36 protein-coding genes and 1 tRNA gene are annotated in these 23,844 nt (G+C 38.0%); 22 read left to right on the top strand and 15 right to left on the bottom strand.

All coding sequences use genetic code 11. The annotated features are described in order from the left end of the window. Positions 1–157: 157 nt before the first annotated feature. Positions 158–243 (top strand) — tRNA-Leu (locus BAR153v2_RS01830). A 194-nt stretch (positions 244–437) separates the two neighbouring features. On the opposite strand, the gene BAR153v2_RS01825 is transcribed toward BAR153v2_RS01830, so the two are convergent. The 7 genes from BAR153v2_RS01825 to BAR153v2_RS01790 form a co-directional block, all read right to left on the bottom strand. Then, positions 438–695: an AlpA family transcriptional regulator gene (locus tag BAR153v2_RS01825; protein WP_078680061.1), complete on the bottom strand. Its 258-nt coding sequence runs from the start codon at positions 693–695 to the stop codon at positions 438–440. Between the two features lie 93 nt (positions 696–788). Continuing rightward, complete coding sequence (locus BAR153v2_RS01820) at positions 789–1,412, bottom strand: lambda exonuclease family protein (RefSeq protein ID WP_078680060.1); 624 nt, start codon at positions 1,410–1,412, stop codon at positions 789–791. Between the two features lies 1 nt (position 1,413). After that, positions 1,414–2,205, bottom strand: a complete 792-nt coding sequence (gene bet / locus BAR153v2_RS01815; protein WP_078680059.1) for a phage recombination protein Bet — start codon at positions 2,203–2,205, stop codon at positions 1,414–1,416. A 99-nt stretch (positions 2,206–2,304) separates the two neighbouring features. Further along, positions 2,305–2,796, bottom strand: a complete 492-nt coding sequence (locus tag BAR153v2_RS01810) for a Rha family transcriptional regulator (protein ID WP_078680058.1) — start codon at positions 2,794–2,796, stop codon at positions 2,305–2,307. A 361-nt stretch (positions 2,797–3,157) separates the two neighbouring features. Next, positions 3,158–3,880 carry a Rha family transcriptional regulator gene (locus BAR153v2_RS01800; protein ID WP_078680056.1) on the bottom strand — a complete coding sequence of 241 codons (723 nt, stop codon included), beginning with the start codon at positions 3,878–3,880 and terminating at the stop codon, positions 3,158–3,160. Positions 3,881–3,930: 50 nt separating this feature from the next. Further along, entirely contained in the window at positions 3,931–4,311 is a 381-nt protein-coding gene (locus BAR153v2_RS01795; protein ID WP_078680055.1) for a hypothetical protein, read from the bottom strand. A 175-nt stretch (positions 4,312–4,486) separates the two neighbouring features. Continuing rightward, on the bottom strand, positions 4,487–5,104 hold the full coding sequence (locus BAR153v2_RS01790) for an XRE family transcriptional regulator (protein WP_078680054.1): 618 nt from the start codon (positions 5,102–5,104) through the stop codon (positions 4,487–4,489). Positions 5,105–5,213: 109 nt separating this feature from the next. On the opposite strand from BAR153v2_RS01790, the gene BAR153v2_RS01785 reads away from it, so the two are divergent. Next, a complete protein-coding gene (locus BAR153v2_RS01785) occupies positions 5,214–5,474 on the top strand; it encodes a helix-turn-helix transcriptional regulator (RefSeq protein WP_244548616.1) in 261 nt (86 codons plus the stop codon). Between the two features lie 49 nt (positions 5,475–5,523). Then, the gene (locus tag BAR153v2_RS01780; RefSeq protein WP_244548615.1) at positions 5,524–5,856 is read left to right on the top strand and encodes a hypothetical protein; all 333 of its coding nucleotides are present in this window, start codon (positions 5,524–5,526) and stop codon (positions 5,854–5,856) included. Here the strand turns inward: BAR153v2_RS01780 and BAR153v2_RS01775 are convergent. Further along, a complete protein-coding gene (locus BAR153v2_RS01775; RefSeq protein WP_078680053.1) occupies positions 5,801–6,469 on the bottom strand; it encodes a hypothetical protein in 669 nt (222 codons plus the stop codon). The two genes, BAR153v2_RS01780 and BAR153v2_RS01775, sit on opposite strands and share 56 nt — an antisense overlap. A 71-nt stretch (positions 6,470–6,540) precedes the next feature. Here BAR153v2_RS01775 and BAR153v2_RS01770 point away from each other — a divergent pair, with 71 nt between their 5' ends. From BAR153v2_RS01770 to BAR153v2_RS01755, 4 genes are all read left to right on the top strand, one after another. Further along, the gene (locus BAR153v2_RS01770; protein ID WP_078680052.1) at positions 6,541–7,014 is read left to right on the top strand and encodes a crossover junction endodeoxyribonuclease RuvC; all 474 of its coding nucleotides are present in this window, start codon (positions 6,541–6,543) and stop codon (positions 7,012–7,014) included. Beyond that, a complete protein-coding gene (locus BAR153v2_RS01765; protein WP_078680051.1) occupies positions 7,004–8,098 on the top strand; it encodes a DUF1376 domain-containing protein in 1,095 nt (364 codons plus the stop codon). Before BAR153v2_RS01770 ends, BAR153v2_RS01765 begins: the two co-directional genes overlap by 11 nt. Then, the gene (locus BAR153v2_RS01760; RefSeq protein WP_198934313.1) at positions 8,058–8,507 is read left to right on the top strand and encodes a hypothetical protein; all 450 of its coding nucleotides are present in this window, start codon (positions 8,058–8,060) and stop codon (positions 8,505–8,507) included. Before BAR153v2_RS01765 ends, BAR153v2_RS01760 begins: the two co-directional genes overlap by 41 nt. Before the next feature lie 178 nt (positions 8,508–8,685). Beyond that, positions 8,686–9,144, top strand: coding sequence for a hypothetical protein (locus BAR153v2_RS01755; protein WP_078680923.1), 459 nt, complete (start codon positions 8,686–8,688; stop codon positions 9,142–9,144). Between the two features lie 172 nt (positions 9,145–9,316). Here BAR153v2_RS01755 and BAR153v2_RS01750 read toward each other — a convergent pair whose 3' ends face one another. The 3 genes from BAR153v2_RS01750 to BAR153v2_RS01740 are packed head-to-tail and all read right to left on the bottom strand — an operon-like array spanning position 9,317 to position 10,209. Beyond that, positions 9,317–9,610 carry a HigA family addiction module antitoxin gene (locus BAR153v2_RS01750; RefSeq protein WP_078680049.1) on the bottom strand — a complete coding sequence of 98 codons (294 nt, stop codon included), beginning with the start codon at positions 9,608–9,610 and terminating at the stop codon, positions 9,317–9,319. A gap of 16 nt (positions 9,611–9,626) precedes the next feature. Further along, positions 9,627–9,932 carry a BrnA antitoxin family protein gene (locus BAR153v2_RS01745; protein ID WP_078680048.1) on the bottom strand — a complete coding sequence of 102 codons (306 nt, stop codon included), beginning with the start codon at positions 9,930–9,932 and terminating at the stop codon, positions 9,627–9,629. Further along, positions 9,910–10,209 carry a BrnT family toxin gene (locus BAR153v2_RS01740; RefSeq protein ID WP_078680047.1) on the bottom strand — a complete coding sequence of 100 codons (300 nt, stop codon included), beginning with the start codon at positions 10,207–10,209 and terminating at the stop codon, positions 9,910–9,912. Before BAR153v2_RS01740 ends, BAR153v2_RS01745 begins: the two co-directional genes overlap by 23 nt. A 193-nt stretch (positions 10,210–10,402) precedes the next feature. Between BAR153v2_RS01740 and ssb the strand changes: the two genes are divergently transcribed. Together ssb and BAR153v2_RS01730 are read left to right on the top strand one after the other, a co-directional pair. Next, the gene (gene ssb, locus BAR153v2_RS01735; protein WP_078680046.1) at positions 10,403–10,855 is read left to right on the top strand and encodes a single-stranded DNA-binding protein; all 453 of its coding nucleotides are present in this window, start codon (positions 10,403–10,405) and stop codon (positions 10,853–10,855) included. A 10-nt stretch (positions 10,856–10,865) separates the two neighbouring features. Continuing rightward, the gene (locus tag BAR153v2_RS01730) at positions 10,866–11,408 is read left to right on the top strand and encodes a hypothetical protein (RefSeq protein ID WP_078680045.1); all 543 of its coding nucleotides are present in this window, start codon (positions 10,866–10,868) and stop codon (positions 11,406–11,408) included. Positions 11,409–11,411: 3 nt separating this feature from the next. On the opposite strand, the gene BAR153v2_RS01725 is transcribed toward BAR153v2_RS01730, so the two are convergent. Both BAR153v2_RS01725 and BAR153v2_RS01720 read right to left on the bottom strand, forming a co-directional pair. Continuing rightward, entirely contained in the window at positions 11,412–11,834 is a 423-nt protein-coding gene (locus BAR153v2_RS01725; RefSeq protein WP_078680044.1) for a type II toxin-antitoxin system HicB family antitoxin, read from the bottom strand. Positions 11,835–11,854: 20 nt separating this feature from the next. Further along, the gene (locus BAR153v2_RS01720) at positions 11,855–12,037 is read right to left on the bottom strand and encodes a type II toxin-antitoxin system HicA family toxin (RefSeq protein ID WP_078680043.1); all 183 of its coding nucleotides are present in this window, start codon (positions 12,035–12,037) and stop codon (positions 11,855–11,857) included. Between the two features lie 351 nt (positions 12,038–12,388). Between BAR153v2_RS01720 and BAR153v2_RS01715 the strand changes: the two genes are divergently transcribed. The 6 genes from BAR153v2_RS01715 (at position 12,389) to BAR153v2_RS01685 (ending at position 17,137) form a co-directional block, all read left to right on the top strand. Further along, complete coding sequence (locus tag BAR153v2_RS01715) at positions 12,389–12,715, top strand: hypothetical protein (RefSeq protein ID WP_078680042.1); 327 nt, start codon at positions 12,389–12,391, stop codon at positions 12,713–12,715. Beyond that, complete coding sequence (locus BAR153v2_RS01710) at positions 12,712–13,296, top strand: hypothetical protein (RefSeq protein WP_078680041.1); 585 nt, start codon at positions 12,712–12,714, stop codon at positions 13,294–13,296. The genes BAR153v2_RS01715 and BAR153v2_RS01710 overlap by 4 nt, the downstream gene beginning before the upstream one ends. Before the next feature lie 239 nt (positions 13,297–13,535). Beyond that, positions 13,536–14,252 carry an enterotoxin A family protein gene (locus tag BAR153v2_RS01705; protein WP_078680040.1) on the top strand — a complete coding sequence of 239 codons (717 nt, stop codon included), beginning with the start codon at positions 13,536–13,538 and terminating at the stop codon, positions 14,250–14,252. A gap of 636 nt (positions 14,253–14,888) precedes the next feature. Further along, positions 14,889–15,230, top strand: coding sequence for a hypothetical protein (locus BAR153v2_RS01700; RefSeq protein ID WP_078680039.1), 342 nt, complete (start codon positions 14,889–14,891; stop codon positions 15,228–15,230). An 879-nt stretch (positions 15,231–16,109) separates the two neighbouring features. After that, positions 16,110–16,862: a phage regulatory protein/antirepressor Ant gene (locus tag BAR153v2_RS01690; RefSeq protein ID WP_078680038.1), complete on the top strand. Its 753-nt coding sequence runs from the start codon at positions 16,110–16,112 to the stop codon at positions 16,860–16,862. Next, the gene (locus BAR153v2_RS01685; RefSeq protein ID WP_078680037.1) at positions 16,859–17,137 is read left to right on the top strand and encodes a hypothetical protein; all 279 of its coding nucleotides are present in this window, start codon (positions 16,859–16,861) and stop codon (positions 17,135–17,137) included. The genes BAR153v2_RS01690 and BAR153v2_RS01685 overlap by 4 nt, the downstream gene beginning before the upstream one ends. Positions 17,138–17,187: 50 nt before the next feature. Here the strand turns inward: BAR153v2_RS01685 and BAR153v2_RS01680 are convergent, their stop codons facing one another. Both BAR153v2_RS01680 and BAR153v2_RS01675 read right to left on the bottom strand, forming a co-directional pair. Next, positions 17,188–17,469: a type II toxin-antitoxin system YafQ family toxin gene (locus BAR153v2_RS01680; RefSeq protein ID WP_078680036.1), complete on the bottom strand. Its 282-nt coding sequence runs from the start codon at positions 17,467–17,469 to the stop codon at positions 17,188–17,190. Continuing rightward, positions 17,456–17,719 (bottom strand): type II toxin-antitoxin system RelB/DinJ family antitoxin, encoded by a 264-nt coding sequence (locus tag BAR153v2_RS01675; RefSeq protein ID WP_078680035.1) that lies wholly within the window; start codon positions 17,717–17,719, stop codon positions 17,456–17,458. The genes BAR153v2_RS01680 and BAR153v2_RS01675 overlap by 14 nt, the downstream gene beginning before the upstream one ends. Positions 17,720–17,843: 124 nt before the next feature. Here BAR153v2_RS01675 and BAR153v2_RS01670 point away from each other — a divergent pair, with 124 nt between their 5' ends. The 7 genes from BAR153v2_RS01670 to BAR153v2_RS01640 are packed head-to-tail and all read left to right on the top strand — an operon-like array spanning position 17,844 to position 23,833. Next, a complete protein-coding gene (locus BAR153v2_RS01670; RefSeq protein ID WP_078680034.1) occupies positions 17,844–18,392 on the top strand; it encodes a hypothetical protein in 549 nt (182 codons plus the stop codon). Beyond that, positions 18,382–20,328 carry a phage terminase large subunit family protein gene (locus BAR153v2_RS01665; protein ID WP_078680033.1) on the top strand — a complete coding sequence of 649 codons (1,947 nt, stop codon included), beginning with the start codon at positions 18,382–18,384 and terminating at the stop codon, positions 20,326–20,328. Before BAR153v2_RS01670 ends, BAR153v2_RS01665 begins: the two co-directional genes overlap by 11 nt. Positions 20,329–20,331: 3 nt before the next feature. Continuing rightward, complete coding sequence (locus BAR153v2_RS01660) at positions 20,332–20,580, top strand: phage head-tail joining protein (protein ID WP_078680032.1); 249 nt, start codon at positions 20,332–20,334, stop codon at positions 20,578–20,580. Next, on the top strand, positions 20,580–22,127 hold the full coding sequence (locus tag BAR153v2_RS01655) for a phage portal protein (RefSeq protein ID WP_078680031.1): 1,548 nt from the start codon (positions 20,580–20,582) through the stop codon (positions 22,125–22,127). Before BAR153v2_RS01660 ends, BAR153v2_RS01655 begins: the two co-directional genes overlap by 1 nt. Further along, positions 22,120–23,205 (top strand): S49 family peptidase, encoded by a 1,086-nt coding sequence (locus tag BAR153v2_RS01650; protein ID WP_078680030.1) that lies wholly within the window; start codon positions 22,120–22,122, stop codon positions 23,203–23,205. The genes BAR153v2_RS01655 and BAR153v2_RS01650 overlap by 8 nt, the downstream gene beginning before the upstream one ends. Beyond that, positions 23,202–23,468, top strand: coding sequence for a hypothetical protein (locus tag BAR153v2_RS01645; protein ID WP_078680029.1), 267 nt, complete (start codon positions 23,202–23,204; stop codon positions 23,466–23,468). Before BAR153v2_RS01650 ends, BAR153v2_RS01645 begins: the two co-directional genes overlap by 4 nt. Next, positions 23,465–23,833, top strand: coding sequence for a head decoration protein (locus BAR153v2_RS01640; RefSeq protein ID WP_078680028.1), 369 nt, complete (start codon positions 23,465–23,467; stop codon positions 23,831–23,833). The genes BAR153v2_RS01645 and BAR153v2_RS01640 overlap by 4 nt, the downstream gene beginning before the upstream one ends. Positions 23,834–23,844: the final 11 nt, after the last annotated feature.

The raw sequence follows: 23,844 nt of genomic DNA, 5'->3' as shown, positions 1-23,844 counted from the left end.
CATAGCATGAATTGTTTCCTTTTATCACAAGCATCATACAGATTTTAGCCATAAAAATTATAAATTTTCTGTCAAAAATTCTATTAAAAGCTGAATACCTCACCTTTTATTATTAATCCTTGATTCAATAGAAGATATAGCTTATGAGAAATTGTCCGCGGACGTGATGAAATCGGTAAACATAGCAGACTTAAAATCTGCCGGCCTAAGGCCTTGCGGGTTCAAGTCCCGCCGTCCGCACCAGTACATCTGAATTTTCCCTTGTTTTTCAATGGTTTATTAAAAATCATAAAAAATTAAACCACCTTTTGAACCACCTTTTGCAACTCCATTATAACGCTACCAGATGGCACCACGATGGTGCTAAAATGCGAATCATTGTTACTTTTTGAGATAGCTTTTTAGCATTTTGATCTCCTCCTCATCTTTTAGGACAATTATACTGAATCTCTTTCAGTTTTTTTGGCTTCAATATAACGATCGATTTCAATAATGTCCCATTTTAAATAACGTCCTTCTTGTATAGGCTTAGGAAAAGCTCCAATTTTCACAAGCTCTCTAATGTAAGTCATTGACATTCCTAGATAAATTGAGAGATCTTGTATATTAACAAGTCGTTGCAAGCGCATCGACAGTAAAGCTTGTTCGAATAAACTTATTTTTTCTATTGAGGCGGTTAATTTTTCTTCGTTCATTTGAAATTTTCCTTATTATCGACGTGTTGAGAATAATTATAATGGGTGGGAACGTTGGGTGGGAGTGCTGGGAGGAGAGAGCACCCCCTAACTTTAAGCAGCTTGAGCTGTAATCTGTTTTATGTCTTGTTCGATTTCTTCTAAAAAGGTTTCAACCGCTTGATTGATGGCTTCAATCTGCTCATCATTGCGATGAATACGCTGAACCTTAAGACGTAAGTGAGCGGATTGTCCTGCAAACCGAGGATCATAGCTTACAAAATCACACCACTGACGTCCTGTACAAGCCATTTGAAAGTGCATTTGTGCTAAATATTCTGGTTTGATTGTTTCTGTCATCCAGAAACGAAGGTGGTTTGCAGACTGGGGACATTTAATCTCAACTAACCCGTCCTCACCAATGAGCCCATCAGGACTTGCTCCGGCCATTTGAATGGTAGGATGTTGGATGAAACCACATTGAGTGACCTCTGTATCGTAAATGAAGGCATATTCTTTCAATGCATTCTCTTCATGTTCAATGCCCCATTGCATCGCTGCTGTTGTATAAGATTGGCTTATTTCACCGACGAAACGTTCTGTTATGAGTTTGATTTTGTATTCTTCATATTTGCTTGTGGGCAAGTTTTTAGAAGTTCGACTAAGGACGTTGTAAATATTTGAAGAGGTGACTTTCCCTAAACGTGCTTGAAACCATTCTGCAGTTCTTTGCTTCATTTTACACCACCCTTTGCTCTGGGGGATGAACACGGTCTTGACTGTAGATGTCATCATAGTCATAGACAATTTCAACCGGCTGTTGTTCTTGAGGGGGTTGTTTTTCTCTTTTTTTCTGTAAGAGCTGCAAAACAATTTGCCCTTCTTGCAGAGAAAGATCTGTTATATTTTTGACATTTGCAAAGCTCAAAACTTTTGTTTCATCTGTTTGTGTTTCATGCATGAGGCCTTGGATTTCCATGATCATTTCATCGGATACAAGCTGCCTTTGTGAATGAGAGCCTTGATTAATCCGTTCAGCTTCATCTTCATCGTAAATACCAGAAAATCCGAAAGCATAACGGGCACATTGGATGACCGCTTTATGACGCAACATGCGTGCAGGATACTTTTGCCACGGGTCAGTTTTTTGTTTGCATTCGTTAAGATATTCAGTGACCTCAATAGGATCTTTAATTTCTTTCAAACGAATAGCACATTTGATGGCTATCAGCTGGCCATTCTTGTCAAGTTGATCTTGAAAGGTCATCCCATCAAATTGAGGATTTGATTTGATAATCTTGATCCATCCGTCAATAGAGACAACAGGAATAATCCCGCCCCCTCTTTTAGGAAGAGCGTAAATCTCTTTTGTGAGTGGATTGAGTCCATAAGTATTAGCGACGGAAATAAAAGCAGCAAACTCTTCATCAGAGAAGTTATGGCTGATACAGGTTTTAATAATGGTTTTACGAAACTCTTGTTCTGAGAAGCCATATTTTTGTGAAATAAGGGCTAAAGGAGAATGTGTCATGGGAGAAATCCTTGATTTACAAGCACTTTTCTAGAATCTGTGTGATATTGACCATCTCCTTGTCTTCAAAGACGAGGAGATGAAGTTATATTTAAAAATCTAAGCGGCTTTTATGACAGATTTTGCTAGAACCTGTTTTGCTTCTTTAATTAAGGCTTTATATTTTCTGTTTTCTTCATCGACTTTGAAGGCATCAAGAAGACGCATATGAATTGGACCTAAAAGATACAAAACTTTTTCACCAGCGTTCATCCCCTCCCAATAGCTTGGCAAATCAAAGCGTGTATCATTATCATAATCGATCTGTATTTGCCTCTCAAGTTCTATCCAGCGATCGATGATTTTAGCACGCAAAATTGTACTGTATCCAGAAACTAAGATAAGGCACTCGCGTTTAGGGAGGTTATAGCAGACTAATTTACGTCCTGTAGAATCCTTATAATTTCCTTGAAATTTACTCACCTCAATTTTGAGGTCAGTACATATTTGTCTAATATCTCTTACAATATTGTCATGCCTTTTATCGCATAACTCAGCAATTTCACGGCTGGACATTGTTAATGCGGTTTGAGTGTTTACTAAATTGTTCATTGTGAACTCCTGTGTAATTAAACGTTTTTCATTGACACCCAAAAAGAGTGCCGGGTGCTGAAAAACACGGTACACAGTCCGTCGTTATGCTTTCCCCATAAGGGTATTTTATAGCGCAACTACACCCGACAAATCTATTATACGCATGTAGCATATAATGAGTCAAAGTCTTTAATGTGCGGAGAAGAGATTGTATCGGCAATCCACCCGCTGTGTATTTAAGGCGTTTTTCAGGCACCTGATTTGATAGTAGACATACTGATAGTATATTGTCAAATAAAAAATTAAAAAATTGATACAAATAAAATATATCTATTTCATCAGTAAGTTCGTATTTCTTTTGCATTATTGCATTCCTTAATTAATGCATGTTTTGTCTTTTAAGCTCTTGAGACAGCACACCAATACCTTTTGTCGTGATTTTTGCGCAAGGAATAACTTTTTCTATTCCACTTGCAGTTTGAAATGTGATGGTTGGACAATCCATCAGTTGCTTTTGGATTTTGTCTTGATAAGGAAGCAAATTTCCACCTGTTGCTTTTCTGTAAACCCAACCTTTTTTTTGTAAGAAGAGAACGAACGGTTTTGGTTGTATCTCGAGTATTTTAGCAGCTTCAGTAAGACTAAAGAGCCCCTCATGGCGTTGCAAACTTTCAAGCGCCATTGCCTTTGGTGTTAGTTCAGCAATAAGAGTATCTTTTCGTTCATTTTCATCTTTTAAATGGGTTAACACTCCAAGCATTACTTGCGGACTGGAGTAATCAATCTGTGGAACTGCCACTTGTTTTTCCAGTTCTTGCCAACGGTCTATGATTTTAGCCCGTAAGACAGTACTGTAACCTGAAACAAGAATAAGACATTCACGTTTTGGTAGATGATAGCAAAGTAGCGTACGACTTCTTGAATCTTTATATAATCCAGAAAAATCATTCAGCTCAATTTTGAGCTCAGTAAATATTTGCCGAATATCACGCATAACATTTCGATGTTCTTTACCGCATAATTGAGCAATTTCGCGGCTAGACATAGTCTGAGCAGTTTCTTGTCCAACAGTTTGTTTTGTAATTTCTATAAGATGATTCATGATAAATTCATTTCTTAGTATGATGAGAGTATTTTTAAAGGGAGCTTCTTTTACAGCACATCAGAGAGTCTGAGACGGTGCTGCTCTTCATAAGTGCCATAGATCTCATCATCAATTTTTTGATCTTCTAGATCTTTTTTAAAGATTTCATAGGCATTACTGTATTCTACAAAAGGAGGAACATCGCTTTCTTCATCAAGCATCCAGCTGTTTTGATCTAAATATTCTTCAGCAATTTCTTCGGAAATATCTTCCCATCGATTTGTTGAGAGCTCGATGCGAATAATTTTTTCAACATCATCGATACCCGATAAAAAGTTTAATACTTCTGTTTCATCATAAAAAGGACCAGACTGTGCAGTGTTTTCACTTTCATTACTGCACATTGCTAAAAGAATTTCATCTGAATTAATAAAAATCAGCTTTTTCATTATTACCCCCTCTAATGCCTCTCGGCTGTTGTTTGTGTTTGTAGCTTTTATTAATTAATATAACTATAATTATAAAATATCAAGTAAAAAATTATAAAAAGTTATATTTTAATAAAAATCATTATAACATTTTACAAAAGTAGAAAGGGAAAATGCCTTTTAGCGTAACTGATAATTAGCGATAAGATCGAATCATTTTGCTGTAAGAGCTTGTTGGTAAGGTAGCAAAAATTTCTCCAATCCATGTAATTTTAGCATTTTTAATGGGAGGTGCATTCCAAGAAAGCAAATCTATTTCGCCATTCATACCTCTACTAATCTGTTTTATATATCTTTTATTATCATGTGTGAGAATAACCGCTTCTTTTCCAAAGAAGTATTCTATCGTTTTGATTTGACGCCGTCTTGCAATAACCATATCTCCATTTTTATAAACAGGAAGCATAGAATCTCCTTTAACTTCAAAGGCAATCATATCATCAGGTAAAACAAAGGGAATTTCTATTTGTTCAAGACCATCTTCAGGGATTTGTTCAAAACTTGGATCTATTTGCGTTCCTGCTCCTATATATCCCATAAGAGGAACGAAAGTTGTTAAATGGTTGTCTCCCTTTAATTCTTTATATAGTTCTAGAATGGCATCACGATTAGAGCCGCGGGGATCAGAATCTTTTAACCATTTAGATACTGAAGCTTGTGTTACGTTTAACCGTCTAGCTACATCTTCTTGCGTTAAGTTAAATTCGGTCAAAATCTTTTTTAATGTGCTTATGATATTAGATTTATTATTCATACTTCTGCTTACCTTATTTTTTTATCGTTGATAAAGATAAATTTCCTTGACTATATATAACTATAATTATATGAATAAAATAAGACAAAGCTGTTATTGGAGCTTGTAAATGGATCAACGAGAAGATTTTAAGAATTTGACTAAGTCAATACGGAACAAATTTAATTGGACACAATCAGGGATGGCTAAAATGCTTGGTGTAACTCAAGCCGCTGTTTGCAAATGGGAAAAAAGAGGATCTATCTCTGTAATAAATTATTTAAAGCTGCAAAAATTGAAAGGCAGCTCTGATGCTAATTCTGTTTTTAACGAAATAACAAAGCTTCAAGATTCCTCTCCACCCTCATTTTGCGATGATTTTTCTGGATGAGTGTGAGCAACGGTTTAATTCTGATGTTTAAAGAAGAAAGGAAATAAAGATGGATTACGGTTTAGCAGCGATGATTGTGCTTTTTATAGTCAATGTAATCATGTTTTTTGCTGGCTTTTATGTCTTTCGTAAAAAAATACAAAACTTATCTTATACTTTTAGCTCTTCAGAAGATTTAATACATGCAATAGGTTTTCCAGATGGTTGTACAATTGTTTTTAGTAATTCTGATTGGAATTTTTCTTTTGATGAAAATAACCATTTAATAGCTCAAAATGCTTTAGGATCAAAGTTGTACTTAGAGGTGCACAGTAACACACAAGCTTTCAAAGAGAAATTTCAGGAATTATTCGAGAGGCATAATAAGCGGTCTGCATATTAAATGAAGTGTTTCGTAATTGATATGCTTTTAACCGATCTGTTGCATATTCCATCTCATCCCATGATGATTGGATTCGTTTAGCTTCTTCTTTAGGGAAACGTAAAAACATACGTTCTAAAAAAATATTAGTATTAAAAGTTTTTGTAAAATCATATGTCGGAGAAAATTGAAAAGTGAGTTTAATAGAAGCAATGCATGTATTGCTAATATCGGCCCAAAATTGCATTCCTATGATAACAAAACATTTTGTATGTGCTGGAATATTTATAGATTGCAATAATACTTTTGTCTCTGGCGCTTCAGGTGGGCTTATAAAATAAATTCTATCTGCATTATTATGGCAATAAGGTACACAAGGGGCATTAAATTGACCAACAGAAAGAAATACTTCAGGCCAAGAACTAGTGTGTTCCCAGTTAATATCACTACGTGGCTTCTGGCAGTAAACACCAGAAACAGAATGCAACTTAATATCAAAGGGGGTTATATTGTGAAAATTAAACCATGTAATATCATCAGAAAATTCTTCATAACAAGATGTAATAAACAAAGGTTGCAGTAGAATACTGTTTAATTGATTGTTTGCGTTTTGAGTTGCGCCATTATCAGGCATTTTTCCTCCTCCGACGTTGCAAAACAATTGTAGCGAAATGATTTTATAAAAATATTTTTAACGGAATACAGATGACTAACACGATTCTCTGTCTTGATCTAGGCACCAAGACTGGTTGGGCGCTCTGCGGTGCAGATGGTCATATAATAAGTGATACCGAACATTTTCCATCACGCTGTTTTGAAGGCGGTGGAATGCGTTATTTGCGTTTTAAGCAGTGGCTTATGGAAATCAATCGGTCCGTTGATGGAATTGACGCAGTATATTTTGAAGAGGTGAGACGTCATGTAGGTACCGATGCAGCACATGTTTATGGCGGCTTTTTAGCAACGTTAACAGCGTGGTGTGAACATCACCAGATCCCGTATGAAGGGATCCCTGTTGGTACGATAAAGAAAGCAACAACAGGAAAAGGAAATGCTTCGAAAGAAGAGATGATAGAGGCAATGTGTTCCAAAGGACACTCGCCTTGTGATGATAATGAAGCAGATGCTTTGGCAATTTTATATTTAAAGAAAAAAGAAGGGGAAATCTATGTCCAGTAAATTACCTTGGACGAGACTTTTTGCAGACAAGTGGCTTCTTGATCTTGCTTGTTTACCTGCAATTGAAGGCAATGTTTATATGCGGTTGCGATTGCAAATGTTACGCACTAGAGAGTCTCTTGTAAACGACACACAAATATTATCTCATTTTACGTGTTGTTCAGCAAAAAGATTTGAAAAGGCATTAAATTATTTATTTAGATCTGGACATATCATTTGCTTAGAAAATGGTCGTTTGTGGATTTCAGATGTTGAAGAAGAATTAAACAATTCAGATGAAACTTTAAATAAGTTTGCAGAAAGAGCTGCAAAAGCTGCAACCACTAGGAAAAATAAACATCAAGAAGATTCTTCAAGAAAGCCTCAAGATTCTTTAAGAGGTCTTCAAGATTCTTCAAGAAGTCTTCAAGATTCTTCAAGAAGTCTTCAAGATTCTTCAAGAGGGTACATTAACAATAACAATAACAGTTATAATAAAAAAACTAATACTATCGTATTAGCAAAAAAAGAAATTGGTTCTGAAAGTTTAGAACCTATCGATTTGGTTGATGAGCCAATTGAGGTTGATGCTGTTGAGAACCAAGCAGAGCAAATTGCAACCTCATCAGACAACCAACCTCCCATTCACGAGCAAGAGAACATTTCCCAAAAAGCAAAACGGTCGAGAAGTGATCGAGGCTGTCGACTGCCTGAGGATTTTGAGCCTGATTACGAGTTTGCCATTGCAGAGGGCTTACCTCCAGAGCGTGTGAACATCGAGAAAGCAAAATTTCGAGATTACTGGAATGCGAAGACAGGAAAGGACGCTACCAAGCATGATTGGCCAGCGACATGGCGTAATTGGGTGCGAAAAGCAATCGACGATTTAGAAAAAGGAAAAAACTATGGGAAAGGCAACGGATATCACACAGGAGAACAGCGTAGCAAAACTTATCGAATTGCACAGTACATGTCCGATATCAAAAATTCAGACAGTGTATACAAATTTTTATTCGAGGATGACAACCGAACCACCATTCCTTTGGAAAACGGGGCAAAAACCATTGATTGCAGAAGCGGAGAGAATTACTTCATTAGTCCATGACGCATTGAAAAAGCTTGAGAAAAAAGCCACTGAAGAGGAAATCCAAACAACGTATCTTGTGCTATCGAATGGTCTCAAAAACCAATCACAAACAGACGAAAAAGCAACAGCGCTTGCGTATCTTTACGCCCTTGAAGGCATAAGCAGTTGGGTATTGCAAACAGCAACAAAGAAAGTTTTGAAAGGCAAAGCAGAGGGCTTAAACCCGACCTTTATGCCCTCAACAGCAGATTTTTATCGTTATTGTGAAAATCTTGAAAATAGCATTCGCTTGCAAGCTAATCGCCTTCTAAAGAATCTTGAAAAGCCTGAGATAAAGGCAAGTTATCAAAAGCCCTCGATACCATCAGAATGCATAGAAAAGTTTCAAAAAGAGCTTGCAGAGGTTTTAAAAGGGATTGAAGGATAAACAGCAAAATAGTGAAAAGTGCTGATCGTTTTGTGATTGGATATGTGTTTAAATCGACAGAAAGGCACCTTAGAAAGAGATTTGATAGTTTTTTGATGAATTCCACATGAGAAACATAAAAGGCGCTGTGTGATCAAATTTGAGTCAAACAGAGCATGATGCAAAAATAGGAAAAAAGATGCAGATTTTAAATTTAAAACAGTTGTTCTTAACAAACCGTCAACAGCCGATGCAAAAGAAGTTTGTAGCAACGGCAATTGGTCATGTGCCATGGGGAGATGGAGCGGCAGAATATTTTTACAATCTTTACGAATATGAAGATGGCACAAGAGAGTGTGAAAAGTTTGATGGTGGCCAGTATTATACCATACCAGAAAATGCGGATTTCAGTACCAAAGCGCAGGTAAAGGCCTGGATTTATGGAGGAAATGTGCCACGGAATATTCTGAATGTCGAGCCTCTCATAGAGGAGGTGAACAAAAACATCAAAAAACATTCTGTAAAGATGGTGATGGACGATCGAGATGATCGAGATGATGAACCTATGTTGAAGAAAATGGAAAAGGAGATAGAGAAAGCTCTTCATCAAGAATTTAAGAAATCCGCAAAAAAGAAAAGTATTTCAAAAGAAATTTGACAGTACTGAGGTCGCTTAAACCTATTTTACAAAAGGTTGTAATAAATCAAGTTAAGCGTTCTGGCAAAAACTGGAAAGAAATATTTCTGAAAATTTGTAATGCTACTAAAGAAACAGGCGCTATAGCTGATGCTGTTCAAAAAGTTATTAATTTATTTTAGAATTAGAAATTCTAAAGATGTCCTGTTTGCTCTAAGGATAAAATATTAGGGAGTGGATTGTTATGCCGTGCTTGCCAGAGATCATGCTTTTGTTGTAATTTAAGCCAAAATTCGGCATCGTTTAAACCAGCCTTTTCTAATCGTAAAGCAAGGTTAATACTGATGGCTGCATGACCGTTTAGGACACGGGATAAAGTTAAACGTGCAACACCGAGATGATTTGCTGCTTCTGTTATTGTTAATCCTAATGTATCAAGCAATTCTTCTTTTAAAATGCCACCAGGATGTGGAGGATTGTACATCATAAAATTTATAGATTATTTATCGCATTGAACGAAGCATGGCATCACGTAAAATGGCATTAATCCGCGTTTGATATCCTTTCCCTTGGCTTTTAAGCCATGCTAGCACATCTGAATCCACACGTACAGTTGTGACAGTTTTCGTTGGTTTATAGAATGGATTACGAACGGTGTTTTTCCAGAATGCATCATCTAGTAATGGAATATCACTATGATCAATTGCACTGTCCGGCATTGCAGCCAGTTTATTAATTTCAGCTTTCTGTTTGTCTGTCAAAGGTGATAAGTTACCTACATCAATTTCATAATGAACTTTCTTCTTCATAACGTTTCCTCTCTTTCAAGTTTGCTCGCCGCGCTGAAATGATACGAATGACTTCTATGCCATCATTATCGTCATAAACAGTATGCGCTACGAGCAACAGTAAAAAGCCATCCACAAGGCCTAAAGTTTGCCAACGATATTCTCCGTTTTCAATACGGTTTTGTTTAACCATGGCAAATGGATCTGCAAAAACACGTGCAGCTATTTCAAAACTTACACGATGCTTTCTAAGATTACTTTTTGCTTTAGTTTCATCCCATTCAAATCTTATTTTCATATCTTATGTTAATACATTTATGTATGTATATCAAGAGTTTTAAATGACCACTGAACTCTCTATGTTTTTTATATATTGAATATAATTTAATACTTTAAAAATAGTGTTTAATAAATTGAAATACATTGAAAAAATAAGAAAATCATGTTAAGATCTTATGTCTATAAAATACAAGTTTAAGGTCAGGAAAAACATGCTGAATAAAGTGACATTAATCGGACGCCTTGGTGCTGATCCAGAAGGAAAAATGATGCCTTCTGGTTCAGAGATTGTGAATTTTCGTATGGCCACTTCGCAGAGCTATGCAGATAAAAAGACCAATCAAAAGATAGAAAAAACTGAATGGCATTCTGTGGTGATTTTTAATCCACATTTAGCAAAAATTGCTCTTCAATATCTCAAGAAAGGAAGTAAAGTTTATCTTGAAGGACAACTTCAGACGCGTAAATGGCAAGATAAAAATGGTAGTGAACATTCCGCAACAGAGATTGTCCTGCCTCAATACAGAGGTGAGTTGAAGTTGCTTGATGTAAAGAACAATCAACTTGCATCCCATACCTCTTCACCTATCACTTCCGAAAGTTATGCCGCCACTTCAAAAGCTGCTGATTATAGTACAGCTCTTAATGATAGCATGCCATTTTGATTGATAAAATATGACAAAGAGAAAAAAACGTGCAAAACGTGGACGTCCACGACTTAAGAGACGTCTAAGAGAAGCAAATGGACGTATCTTAAGAACAAAAACACCGCGTAAATCCATGGATAAATTGGCAATTGAAATGCGTGCCAAACGCTTTGGCTTGACCATAGAAGAAGCAAAAAATCCGCTTTCGAGTACTTACGTAGGTCGGCTTTATTTGAAAGGTGAGCTTACTCAAGATCAATATGATGCTGCACAAAAGTACCTACAAATCAAAAATGACTATTGGTGTGCAAAAGGATTGCCTAGTGCTGTTTATGATGAAAGTCCTATAATTTCTGATAACGGAGCAAGAGAGAAATGGGTACAGATGGCAACAGAACATTTTTCAGCTGTACAAAATGTTGTTCAAGAAGCTCAATGTTTATACCATCAATATAATCTGCATGCCGCATTACAGTATCTTGTGATAGAAGATCAATCACTACCACAACTTGTATGCTCACTGCGTATTGTTCTTAATGCGCTTTATAAACATTTTACACAAAACCGCTAAATTTCAAGCAGCATTTTGAACATTAATAGTGATCTCTTTTCCAAGAACAATGAGAGCGGTTTCTAAAGCATCTAATTTTGTTGCGTGGTTTAAATCCAACAATCTGTCAATTTGTATTGGGTGAAGTTGTAAAAGACGTATGAGATCAGCTTTGCGTAAGTCTTTTTCAATCATAGCGTTATGTATTGCAATTTTTAAAGTGGCCAATGAAGATACTTCAACAAAAGGATAAGCAGTATCATGAGCTCCAAAAGGAACGACTTCACGATCTCGGAAACGTCCCATAATGACTGTTAAAAGTGCGTTTTTAGCATTTTCTAAAGCTTCTTTTTCGTCGTTACCATAGGTAATAAATTCCTGAAAGTCTTTGCAAAGGACAAGAAGAGTATCATTATCATCTTTGATAAATTTAAGTGCATATTTCATTTACATCTCCATATTCAGACCTACTTCAATTCAAGATCTTTAAGAATCTTTTGAACTAATCCTGTTCCTAATTCTTTCCGCGCACTATGCATAGGTAAAACGGATTTTTTAGAACCACGCTTTACAAGCAAATGGCCGCCTTTCCCTGAAGTAAAACTGCAACCATGTTTTGTAAGATATCTTTTTAATTCATGACTGTTTATAAATATAATATAACATCTAAAATGTTTAAATACAACAAATATGTTATCATTTATAGAAAATTAAAGAACAGCTTTTAAAATGCCATATTTAGGTAAAAAAATAAAAAAAACACAAGAATATAATTTTTTTGTTGACATGACGTAAAAAGTCGTATTTAATGACATCGCTGCAGTAGTTGAATTGCGTCAAAAATTCAAAAATATCCCCTCAAAATTCAGTAAAATATAAGCTTGAATAATGGCTGAAAAGCCCTGTTTTCTGGGTAATTTGGGCTAATCTATTTTTCAAAGAAAAAAAATTAATATTTGACATCATTATGTCATTAATTAATTGCCTCAAAAGGAGCGAAAATGAAAGCTGTCATCACTAAGCCAATGTGTGTTCTTGGCGATAATAAAAGCACTGTTCGCTTTGAACCATCAACACCCAATAATCCATTTGTTGAAGTTTCCAATCAAGTCTATGCTCGACTTAAACGAGCAAACGCCGCAAAACCTTTTGTTGGAGTCAAGACAACAATAAAACCTGAAAAGGTAATTGAACAGACTAAGCTAATAGAAAAAGAAGTTATACAGATACCCTCTGAACCAGATGTAGAAGAAACTTCACTTCAACAGACCGAAACACCTAAAACTTCTAAATCATCAACATCTCCTGCCCAAAAGCTTAAAAGTTGAAATTAATCATCCATCAAAAATGGTATCTTCAACAAGTAAAAGATACTTTTACCAATCTTCAAGCACCACGCCTTAATTGGGCTTTGCGTAATGCTGTAAACACCTCTGCAAAACAAGTCGAACGCTTTGCCGAAAAACAAATTGCTGACATTACATCTGCCCAATCAAAGCGTATCAAGCGAGGCATTTATATTAAAGAAAAGGCTACAGCAAAGCTTCTCGAAACGGATATCATTGGTTCTGGAACACCGATACCTCTTAAATTCTTTCAAGCAAAAGAAACAAAACGCGGTGTGACTTACACAATGTTTGGAAAAAAAGAAATCTTGCCTCATGGTTTTATCAAGGGTGGGAATTTTCCAAAACGTGTTGAATTAAAAAAGATGAAAGGCAATGTGTTTCAAAGAGTGGATGGAGATAAATTTCCCATTGCAAAACAAGAAGGACCATCAATTGCTGCGGTAATGTCAAAGCCAGACATTGGAAGTGCTATCGTACAATATGCCAATGAACGATTAACCAAAAACATACAGTACCAACTTGCTCGTCAAGAATATGCCACCAATAAGAAAGCTAAATAATGTTCTTAAGCTATGTCAACACACTCCTCACTTTAATTGTAATTTTTAGAGAAGATTATCGCTTGCACTTTGGTTTTCTAAAAAAATCTATGAGAATTTACTCTTTTTTTACTTAAATGTCTATATTAAGAAGGCAAATGAAACATTTAATGGAGAAAGTGAGAAGGTAAGAGCTTGCTCATATGTTCTATAAAGTGATCAACTCATCCTTAAGGATGAGGAAGGGGGGATAAAGGAAGATGTTTAAATTATTTGTTTCTGTAATAATTATTATGTTTTCGCAGTCTGTCTTTGCGGATGGTATCCGTAAAGTTTATCGAGCGGCTATGGAATCTCCCGAAGAAATAAAACGTGAAGGTGGTTTCATTCCGCGAGGGATGGATGGAACACGGCCTAATCAACCTCCACCAGATATAAATTTATGGAATCATGTGCATGGAAGTGAAACAGGAATGTCACGTCATAATTCTGGCTATGTATCTACATCAACAGCTCGAATAATTGCAATAAATTGGGTAAATGAGCACCTTAATCATAATGGTTATGTTTATCATATTAGAGCTACCCCTAATTTCATTGATGTTAATGCATCGTTACTGGATTATTCTCCACATCCACAAGAATCAGAAATGGCTGCATTGGGTAGGATTCATTGGAATCAAGTTATAGGATGGGAAAGAGTGAGAGGGGGAACTGTTGGTGAATTTATTCCGAATCCAGATTATAGAGAGCAATTATATATGCATCTTGCAGGAGGAGGAGCTCAACCACAGTTAGCAGCTTTCCCTGATGGATATCCGGCTTGGTCACATCAGCCATGGCTTACATATGCTCAGTGCGAATTAAAATCATCCTGTTCTCCTAAAAAATCACCACAGCAATTTGGAACGGATTGGTTTTTGAAATCTCATTACGCTATACGTACAACATTAATTATTACTATTGATGAAGATTAGATTATCAATGTATCTACTATAACAAAATTATATATTTATTTTTATAAATAAAATACTGCATAAATAATAACAGAATAGTTTTATCCTTCATATTATAAAGCTTTGTTTTTAAGGTATGAGTATAAGATATGCATTAATTAAAACTTGCAAAAAGTAGCTTGGAAGAACTGGAAAAACAAAGCAAAACAAACATCATGTTGAAATCGCTCTATCTGAGGATTAATCTTGGTGTGAGTTTAGCTAACGATTTGCTTATAAAGAGCTGATGGAGAGATAGTTTTTAATATTAGCCACTGCACAACACAAACCGTATCTATTTTCTCACAGTTATATACAGAGAAAATGAGCAAACGCTAACAAATGTTGAATATGTAAAGGGGAGAACATAATGATCATGCAGATGATGTTAGTATACTGAATATATTGTTGCATAACAATTAGCCACACAAATCTATAATTATTGAGAGGAGGACTTACCCATAGAGCCTATGAAGTGAATTGCATAAGTAATCAGCAGTAAGAATCTACCAACAGAAGCTAGTTTACTTACAGATTGGAGATCTTAAGAATCTTTGTCCTTTGTGATGAGAAGGAAATTAAATTCTACTATTTTAAATTTTAGAGAGGGAAACTATCATGAAAATTAAAAAAATACTTCTATCCTTGATTATGACAATCTTAATGATAGGATCATCTATCAGCGGATCTTATGCACAACAAGCTATGGACCAGCCTTATGTACAACCGGGTTATATAGGTACGGTTACAGTTGATCTACAGAACTCTTACTGTGTTTTAGAAGTAAAGTATAAATCCAGTACAGATACACAGTTAGGGACTTGGAAATGTGATAGCATAGTAGGAAAAGCCATTCTTGATTTGGCTAAAATAGCAGCCCTGCTAGACAGACCAGTAGAGGTAATTTTTATGAGTAGTACAGACACAGCAAAACCGGTATTAGGCATTACGTTAAAATAAAGTCAATAATCGAAATTGAATTTAGGAATACTGATATTTTTGCAGATGTCTTAGATGTTATTTTCCTCTCCGCTATTTTATTGAGTATGAAAAGAAACTAAGAAGCCAATCTGCTAATCATAACAGTTATATACATTTTATCTTTCCTAAAAGATTGAGATAAAATGTCTTCTACTACAAAAGCTATTTACATTTATGAATCGCTTCACATGCATCTTGTTAAGGCTGTTACGTTAGCAAAAAAAAGTAAACACTATAAAGCTCTCATTAAAAAACAAAACAAGTCTTAGCAAGATCTATCGTAAAAGCTACTTAGATTTAAATATGATCTCATTTTCTCTATTTTCAAAGTAGAGAAGATGTTAATTTAAAAAAGATTACCAATTATGCTTCTCTTATTTCCATAAAAAGCCAATAAAATCAATGTAAAAGGTACTTCCCAGCGGGTTGGGTCTGTTGCGGGGAAGGACAGCGCAAGCTATCGCTAGCGACAGAATTTTCAAATTGACTGTACATTGTACACTTAACTCACTGATAAATAATGATTTCAATATGTACACTGTACAGTATGTGAAACGTTTTCTTAGCAAGAAGTAATTTTTGTTACTTGACAATTCTATAGTAATAGGTATTTTCGAATCAGGTGCTTGAAAAACACCTTGACGATAAGCGGATGGATTGCCGAAACAGTCTCTTCACCGCCAATTAAAAACTTTGACTCGTTGTATGCTACAAGCATATAGTGCATTTGTCGGGTGTGGTTACACTATACAATACCCTTGCGGGGAAAGTGTAACGACGGACTTATCGCCGTGTTTTTCAGCGCCCGGCACTTTGTTAAAAGTGTCAATGAAAAACGTCTAACGATAAGGAGTTCTCATGAATACTCTTATAGAAATTAAAGAAAGCACTTTTAGTGAAGCAACCATTCAGACTATGTCTAGTCGCGAGATTGCTGATTTGTGTAAAAAACAACACACGCATATTATGCGTGATATTCGAAAAATGTTAGGAGAATTATACTCTGAAAGTACTGAATCCAAATTTGGATTGAGTGAATTTACAGGGTTATACAAAGATTCAACAGGTCGCTCTCTTCCTTGTTACAACCTTCCCAAGCGTGAATGTTTAATTCTTGTTTCAGGTTACAGCACTGCCTTACGAGCTAAAATCATTGACCGTTGGCAAGAATTGGAAAAACAAGTAGCAACACCACAAGTAGATCTTGCCAATGCTTTGGAAAATCCTCTTACGATTAAGCAACTCCTTTTAGAGAGTATCAATCAATTAGAAGATTTGAGAAATGAGGTGAGCACACTCAAGCCAAAGGCAGAAGCTTTGGAAGGCTTAAAGCGTTCTGATGGTTTGTTTGGTCTTATTGAAGCTGCAAAGATATTAGAGGTACGGCCAAAAGATTTGACTAATTACCTACGTAAGAATGATTGGGTGTATCGACGGGCTCCAAGTGGTCCTTTGTTACCTTATCAGGATAAGATCAAAAAAGGTTTTATGGATTGCCCTGCTATCACCATTCAAAGACCCGATGGTACAGATAAGGTGCTTCCTTCAACAAAAATTACACCAAAAGGATTGGCTTGTTTGAGAGAACAAATCCATGGAGGTGTACAATGAACACCAGTGTCGATTTCTTATGCGATTTATGGATAGCGTTGTTTCGGTTTTCTAATGATGAAAATATTAACGACAAAGAATGTACTGCTTTGGTTGACATCATGAGTCTGGTAGAAAAGATTTTGATTGTAAAACTTCAAGATGAAGTACCAAATATACTTAAAATCTTGACAGTTCTAACAGATTTTGGAGATTCAGAACTATCGCATAGCATGGATTCTTTGTTGCGAACCTATGCTCCTACTTTGGAGTGCCCCATTAAAAACGTTGCTTAACTTTAAAACATAATTTCATCTCCTCGTCTTTTAGTAGACGTGGAGGTGGTTTAAAGATCAAGTTTTGAATGGGAACCAAGACGCACTAAAATCAATCGATCTTGACCAATCAAGCGATAAATCAATACTAAGTCAGGTCGAATATGGCAATCTCGATAATTGCTCCAATTCCCAATTAATGCATGGTCATGATATCGAGATTCTAAAGGTTGATCATTTGCTAATGCTGCAATGATTTGGCGCAAATCAGTATCTAAAAGATGCCGATACCGTCCTTTCATTTCACGCTTGAAATCACGTTTGAAGATAGTGGTACGTTCAATCGTCCGCATAGAGATCGTCAAATAATTCGTCTACGGAATGAAACTTTTTTAAGTTACCTTCCTCTAGTTCTGCAAAAGCCGCTATAGTTTTCGCATTAGGTTGAAACAAGAAGGACGGAATAGCTTTATCTTGTGCAATACGTGTCATCAACACTCTCACAACATCACTTACTGATAAACCTGAAGCTTGAATAACTTGACTAGCAACATTTTGAATTTCTTCTGGTACACGTGCTTGAACCATACGACTAGCAGCCATAATGATTTCTCCTCTCTCAACTGTATTTCAATGTAATATAATTGAAGTACAATTTCAACCGCAAAATGTTTGGCTTATTAGGTACTCTGAAAAATATCATTTTAAAGTGGGGGAGAAACTCTGAATGAATAAGAAGCATCGTGATGGTCTCTCGGTTCGAGCCTTTGCGAAAAAGATGCGTGTCTCCCCTAATGCGGTTATTTCACGATTTAAGACAGGTAAATTTGATGCGGCTCTTTTTGAAGATGGTTCTGTCAATGAAGCTCTTGCAACAGCTATCTGGAACCAAAATCCTACCAAGAAAGCTCATCAGAAATCTACACAAATTAAACAGGATTCCGTGAAAGCAGCCAATGAATTTGAGATCAAATTGGAGCGAATGCAGGTTGCGCTAGCAAAAGAAAAGATTGCTCTGGAAAAGTTACGCGAAACAACTGTTGATCGTGAAGAAGTAAGAAAAGAAGCATGGAACTTTGGAAGAGCGCATCGAGATACAATGCTCAATTTTGCCTATCGCTTTGGTGCTGAAATTGCGGCGCAAGTCGGATGTGATGCTGCTAGCCTTATTGGAGCTATCGATCATCATATGCGCAAAGCTTTAATGGAAAATGTCGTCCCTGTCTCTTTTCACGATCCCAACATTTTAGAAGAGAATCCAGAACATGATAAGTAATGCTTCGCCCTCATCCTCTGGTGCTGGGCTCTTTTTTTGCTATGCGAATGAAGGACGACATCCTGACCCGCCTTATACTGTTTCTAAGTGGGCTGATAAAAATCGTTATTTAAGCACAGTTACGAGTGCAGAGCCTGGATTATGGAGAACTATACGTACCCCTTATTTGCGCGAAATCATGGATAATCTTTCTGTTTATGATCCAACTGAAACAACGGTTGTGATGAAGGGGGCTCAGGTTGGAATGTCGGAAGCAGCGTTGAACTTTTGTGGTTATGCCATTCATCATAGTCCAGGACCGGCACTGTATGTGATGCCGACAGTTGAGACCGCTAAGAAACTGTCAAAGTCTCGTCTTGATCCGATGATTTCAGCTAGCCCTGCTTTAAGTGAACGCATTGCCCCTGCTCGTACACGAGACAGTGGAAATACAATGTTTTCAAAGGAATTTTATGGGGGAACATTGATGATTACCGGAGCGAATAGTGCTGCTGGATTACGTTCTTCTCCTATTCGCTATTTGGTTTTGGATGAAGTCGATGCTTATCCATTGAATGTGGATAACGAAGGCGATCCTGTAACAATTGCTGAAAAGCGAACCTCTGCTTTTATTCAACGTAAAATTTTTAAATTGTCCACACCGACACACCGTGACACAAGCCGTATTGCCAAAGATTTCGTGCTTGGTGATCAAAGATATTACAACGTTCCTTGTGATGTGTGTGGTACGCTACAACCGATTATTTGGTCACAAATCAAGTGGCAAAAAGGCGCCCCCGAAAAAGCTGTTTTTGTTTGTGCGCATTGTGGTCATGAACATGCCGAACATCGCAAGGCGACCTTAATGGCAGAAGAAAACGGTGCTTGCTGGATCGCAACACAGGAGGCAAGTAAGCCTCGTCTGCGTTCTTACCATATTTCAGCGCTTTATTCGCCATGGCTGACTTGGGGCGATTGTGCGCGCGAATTTTTAAGAGCCAAAGAAGACCCTGCTCTTTTGCAGGTTTTTATTAATACAGTGCTTGGAGAGCCTTGGGAAGATAGAACGGGAGAGGTCATCGATACTGATAGCCTCTATGCAAAACGCGAAGATTATGCTTTGGCACCAGAACAAGCCGTCGTGTTGACAGCAGGCATTGATGTTCAAAATGACCGCTTGGAACTTGAAGTGGTGGGATGGGGACGCAGTGAAGAAAGCTGGCATATTGATTATCACGTCATTCCTGGAGATCCCTCTTCTTTTGAAGTATGGGACCAACTGGATGAATATCTTACAAGACGCTGGCCACATCCAGGTTACAAAGATGGCATCAGGATAACAGCTGCTTGTATTGATACCGGTGGTGGACACACACAAGCGGTTTATAATTATGTGCGCCCCCGTGAGGGACGACGTATCTGGGGAATTAAGGGACAGGCGGGATGGCGTGCAGTATGGCCGCGCCGTCCAAGTAGAAACAACAAAGGACAGATTAATCTCTATATTGTTGGGGTTGATGCAGCAAAAGATATTATCACGGCACGGTTTAAAAAATCCGGTCCTGAAGCATCGGGTGCTGGTGCAACGCATTTTCACAAAAACCTTGATCGAGAATATTTTGACCAGCTGACCGCTGAAAGAAAAGTCATCAAATATTTTAAAGGCTTTAAGCGCATTGAATGGCAAAAAAGCGAAAAGGCAAGAAACGAGGCTTTGGATTGTAGGGTCTATGCTTATGCGGCTTTACAAGGTCTGATTTCGGCAGGAATAAACCTTAATCGAGAAGTCGATATCTTAGAAGAGCGTTTGGAAAAACTTAAAACTGAAGGCTCTTTAGAGCAGCCAATATCAGAACACCAACCCTCTCCTGCTCCAAGAAGATCTCAGACAGCACAGCCTCAAAAGAAGCAATTCAGAACAATAATAAATCCTTATATGCGAGGGGATTGGAGGTAATTTGTGGATGAAACTTTAGGGCAATTTAACAGCAAAATTGAGAGACTTGAAAGTTTAAAAAAACGGCGCGAACAAATTGAAGAGGCTCTTTATTCAGGTGCACAATCGGTACGCCATGGCGATAAGCAAGTAAGCAACCGTTCTGTTGAGGAACTTCGCAGAGCGCTTGAGATGCTGAACACACAAATAGCCTCCCTTGAAGGACGCAAGCATTCACGCGTTTTCTATTTTAATATATCACGAGGCTATTAATGGCTGGCTTTTTTAATAAAATTACGGGATTTTTTACAATTTCTCGTCAACACAGTCCTCATTTTGAAGCAGCAAGCAAAAGCCGTCGCATGGGTGGTTTTGACCCTGCAAAAAAACACATCAATAAAGCGATTGAAGAATGCGGTGAAACCATTGTTGCTCGTTCAAGATGGCTTTATGACAATGAATCTCTTTATGGCTCTGCAACAGAAGAATGGGTATCCGCAGCTGTTAGCGATGGAATTAAGCCATATCCTCGTATTGAAGGCTTTCAAGAAGAAAAGAAAAGGCTTTTAGATTTATGGTGGCAATGGGCTGATGAGGCAGATTATGATGAAGATGCTAACTTTTATGGTCTGCAAGCAACGATTGCGCGAGAAGTCTTTTTAACCGGCGAATGCTTTGTAAGACTACACTATGTCGACCTTTATGGACGCTCTGGTGTGCCGCTTCAATTGCAAGTTTATCCAACCGAAATGCTGGATTTAACTTACAATGGACCTGCTGAAATTAAAGGCAATTACATCCGCATGGGAATTGAATTCAATGCCAGTGGTAAACGTGTTGCTTATCATTTTTGGGAACATCATCCCTATGATGATCGCCCTGAAAACACAGCATTTAAGAGCCAAGAGCGCGTGCGCATATCCGTGCCTGCTGAAATGGTCATTCATATCAAAGAGCGCCGTATTGCCGGACAATTGCGCGGTTCTCCTAAAATAACACGCTGTATGACAAAGATCTTTCAACTCGAATCCTATGATGATGCAGAACTAGATAGAAAAAGGACGGCGGCTCTTTTCGCGGCGCTTGTCAAGGACAATTCACCAAACGTCGAAAAATTATCCGATAATCGTGATAAAAACAACGTTGAAGAAGAATACGAACCACCTGTCATTGAGCCCGGTGCATCTCTTTATTTAGGAGAGAATAAAGAGGTTACATTCTCAAATCCTGTTGAGGTTGGAGGTTCTTATGAAGCCTTTCAATTTCGCAATATCTTGAAAATTTGCTCAGCTCTCAATATGCCTTATGCCGTTGTTACTGGAGACGTTACGCGCGGCAATTTTTCCAATGTGCGCACCTCCATCATTCAGTTTAGACGGCACGTCAAACAATGGCGCGAACATATCATTTCCTTTCAGTTCAATCGCATTGTTTGGGAGCACTTTGTTGAAATGGCAGTACTTGCTGGATGCGTCAATTTGCCAGAGTGGGAAGAAAATCCCTTGCCATGGCTTCAATGTGAAAGCTTTGCACCACCACTTGAAATGATCGATCCAAACAAGGATATCTCAGCGGAAAAAGAAGAAATTCGCGCCGGTTTAAAAACACGACGAATGGCACTTGCTGAACGTGGTTTTGATATTGACAGCATTCATGCCGAACTTGAGGAAGAACACATAGACGCTCGTGCACGCGGCTTATCTTTTGACACGGATATGGCAGCACCCTCTGGTAGCAATCAAGTGATTGATACCGCAGATTCAGAACCTTCTGACACTTATGAAAGCAACCAAGGCAATGAGGCACATACAAATGGCTAATAATCTCGACATGCCGTTTTTAGCATCACGGCTTTTTGGTGTTCCTCATATGCTTGCTTCGACAAAGCTTGATGTTATTCTTAATGCTCTTGCGCCGCGTCTTTTTGAAGGAGAAAAATTTCCAATCGGAGCATTTGAAAAAGGGAATACTGCGGCTTTCAGACCCCCTGAAACTTATGTAGTGCGAAACAATGTTGCCATCCTACCAGTTCATGGCACACTTGTGCGCCGCAGTGCATGGCTTGGTTCTCTTTCAGGATTAACCTCTTATGAAGGTTTAAGCGCTTCTTTTCGTGAAGCTATGGCACAACCTGATGTTCGCGCTGTTTTACTTGATATTGACAGCGGTGGGGGAGAAGCTGGCGGTGTGTTTGATTTGGTTGAAGAGTTTCAAACACTCTCAAAACAATACAATAAGCCAATTTGGGCGCATGCCAATGAGTTTGCCTGTTCAGCGGCTTATGCCATTGCTTGCTCTGCCTCTCAAATATGGGTTGCTCGCACAGGGGTTGTGGGCTCGATTGGTGTCGTTTGTGCCCATCTTGACCAATCCCGGGCAGATGAGAAACATGGGCTTAAATGGACTTTTGTCTTTGAAGGTGACCACAAGGTTCATGGCAATCCTCACGAACCCTTGAGCGATACAGCACAGATAAAAATGCAAGCCGATTGCGCCCTACTCTACGAGATGTTTGTCGATTGGGTGGCGCAAAACAGACCTCTAAATGCTGATGCAATTCGTGACACAAAAGCAGAAACTTTTATAGGCACCCAAGCTCTCAAACTTGGATTAGCAGATGCGCAAGGCACGCTTGCGCAAGCTTTGGAAGCCTTAACGGATTCCATATCACAAAACCCAATAGCAACAGAAGAAGGAAAAAACACATGGCATGCACAAAATACCGCGCTGCAGAAGAGGAAGATGAAAAGATCGTCGACATCATCAACGAAGACGAAGAGGACGAAGACGATAGTGACATCGACAAAAACGCCGAATACTTCGACGATGAAGAAGAAAACGAAGATGAAGAGGAAGACAATGAGGACAAGGACCATGAAGACAAGCGCGAAGGCATGAAAGCCGTGCTTGAAAAAGAAAGAAAGCGCGCAAAAGCTCTAACAACCCTTGAAAGGCAAGCAAAGCGCCTAGGCGTTTCTTTTGATGCAGCAAAAGCTATTCAAAACGGTATGAGTATCGAGAAAGCACGTCAATGTGTGTTGACGGCTGCTACCTCTCAAAGCGCCTCTTTAAAACTATCGCCTTATACTCCTCATCGTGATGGGAATAGCAAGGCAAAGATTCATGCAAAATGGGAAGCAGCTTGGAGGGCAGTGAAATGAATAATATTGTTTATGAAGACGTACGCAATGGCGCTTATCTTGGGTGCTACGACCCTGACATGTCAAACGAAGAAGTGGTGTTTGCATCAGGGGCATTCATTGAAGCGGGAACAATCATGGGAAAGGTGACAGAAACAGAACACTATGTCCCTCTTGATCCAGCAGCAACAGATGGTAGTCAAATCCCTGCTGGGATTTCTTATGCCACTGTTGATGCAACAGAAGCAGAGCAACCTGCCGTCATTACAGCGCGTTTGTGCACAGTGAAATCTTCTGAACTGATATGGCCAGATATAATACTGGACCAAGAAAAGATGGCAGCCATTCAGTCTTTAGAAGACAACAATAAAATTCTGTTGCGATAGGAGAATGCGCA

Origin of the sequence: Bartonella sp. AR 15-3 (assembly GCF_002022445.1) — a bacterium.
Lineage (GTDB): Bacteria > Pseudomonadota > Alphaproteobacteria > Rhizobiales > Rhizobiaceae > Bartonella.
Note: the sequence above shows the minus strand (reverse complement) of the source record. Positions and strands in the feature narration are given on the sequence as shown.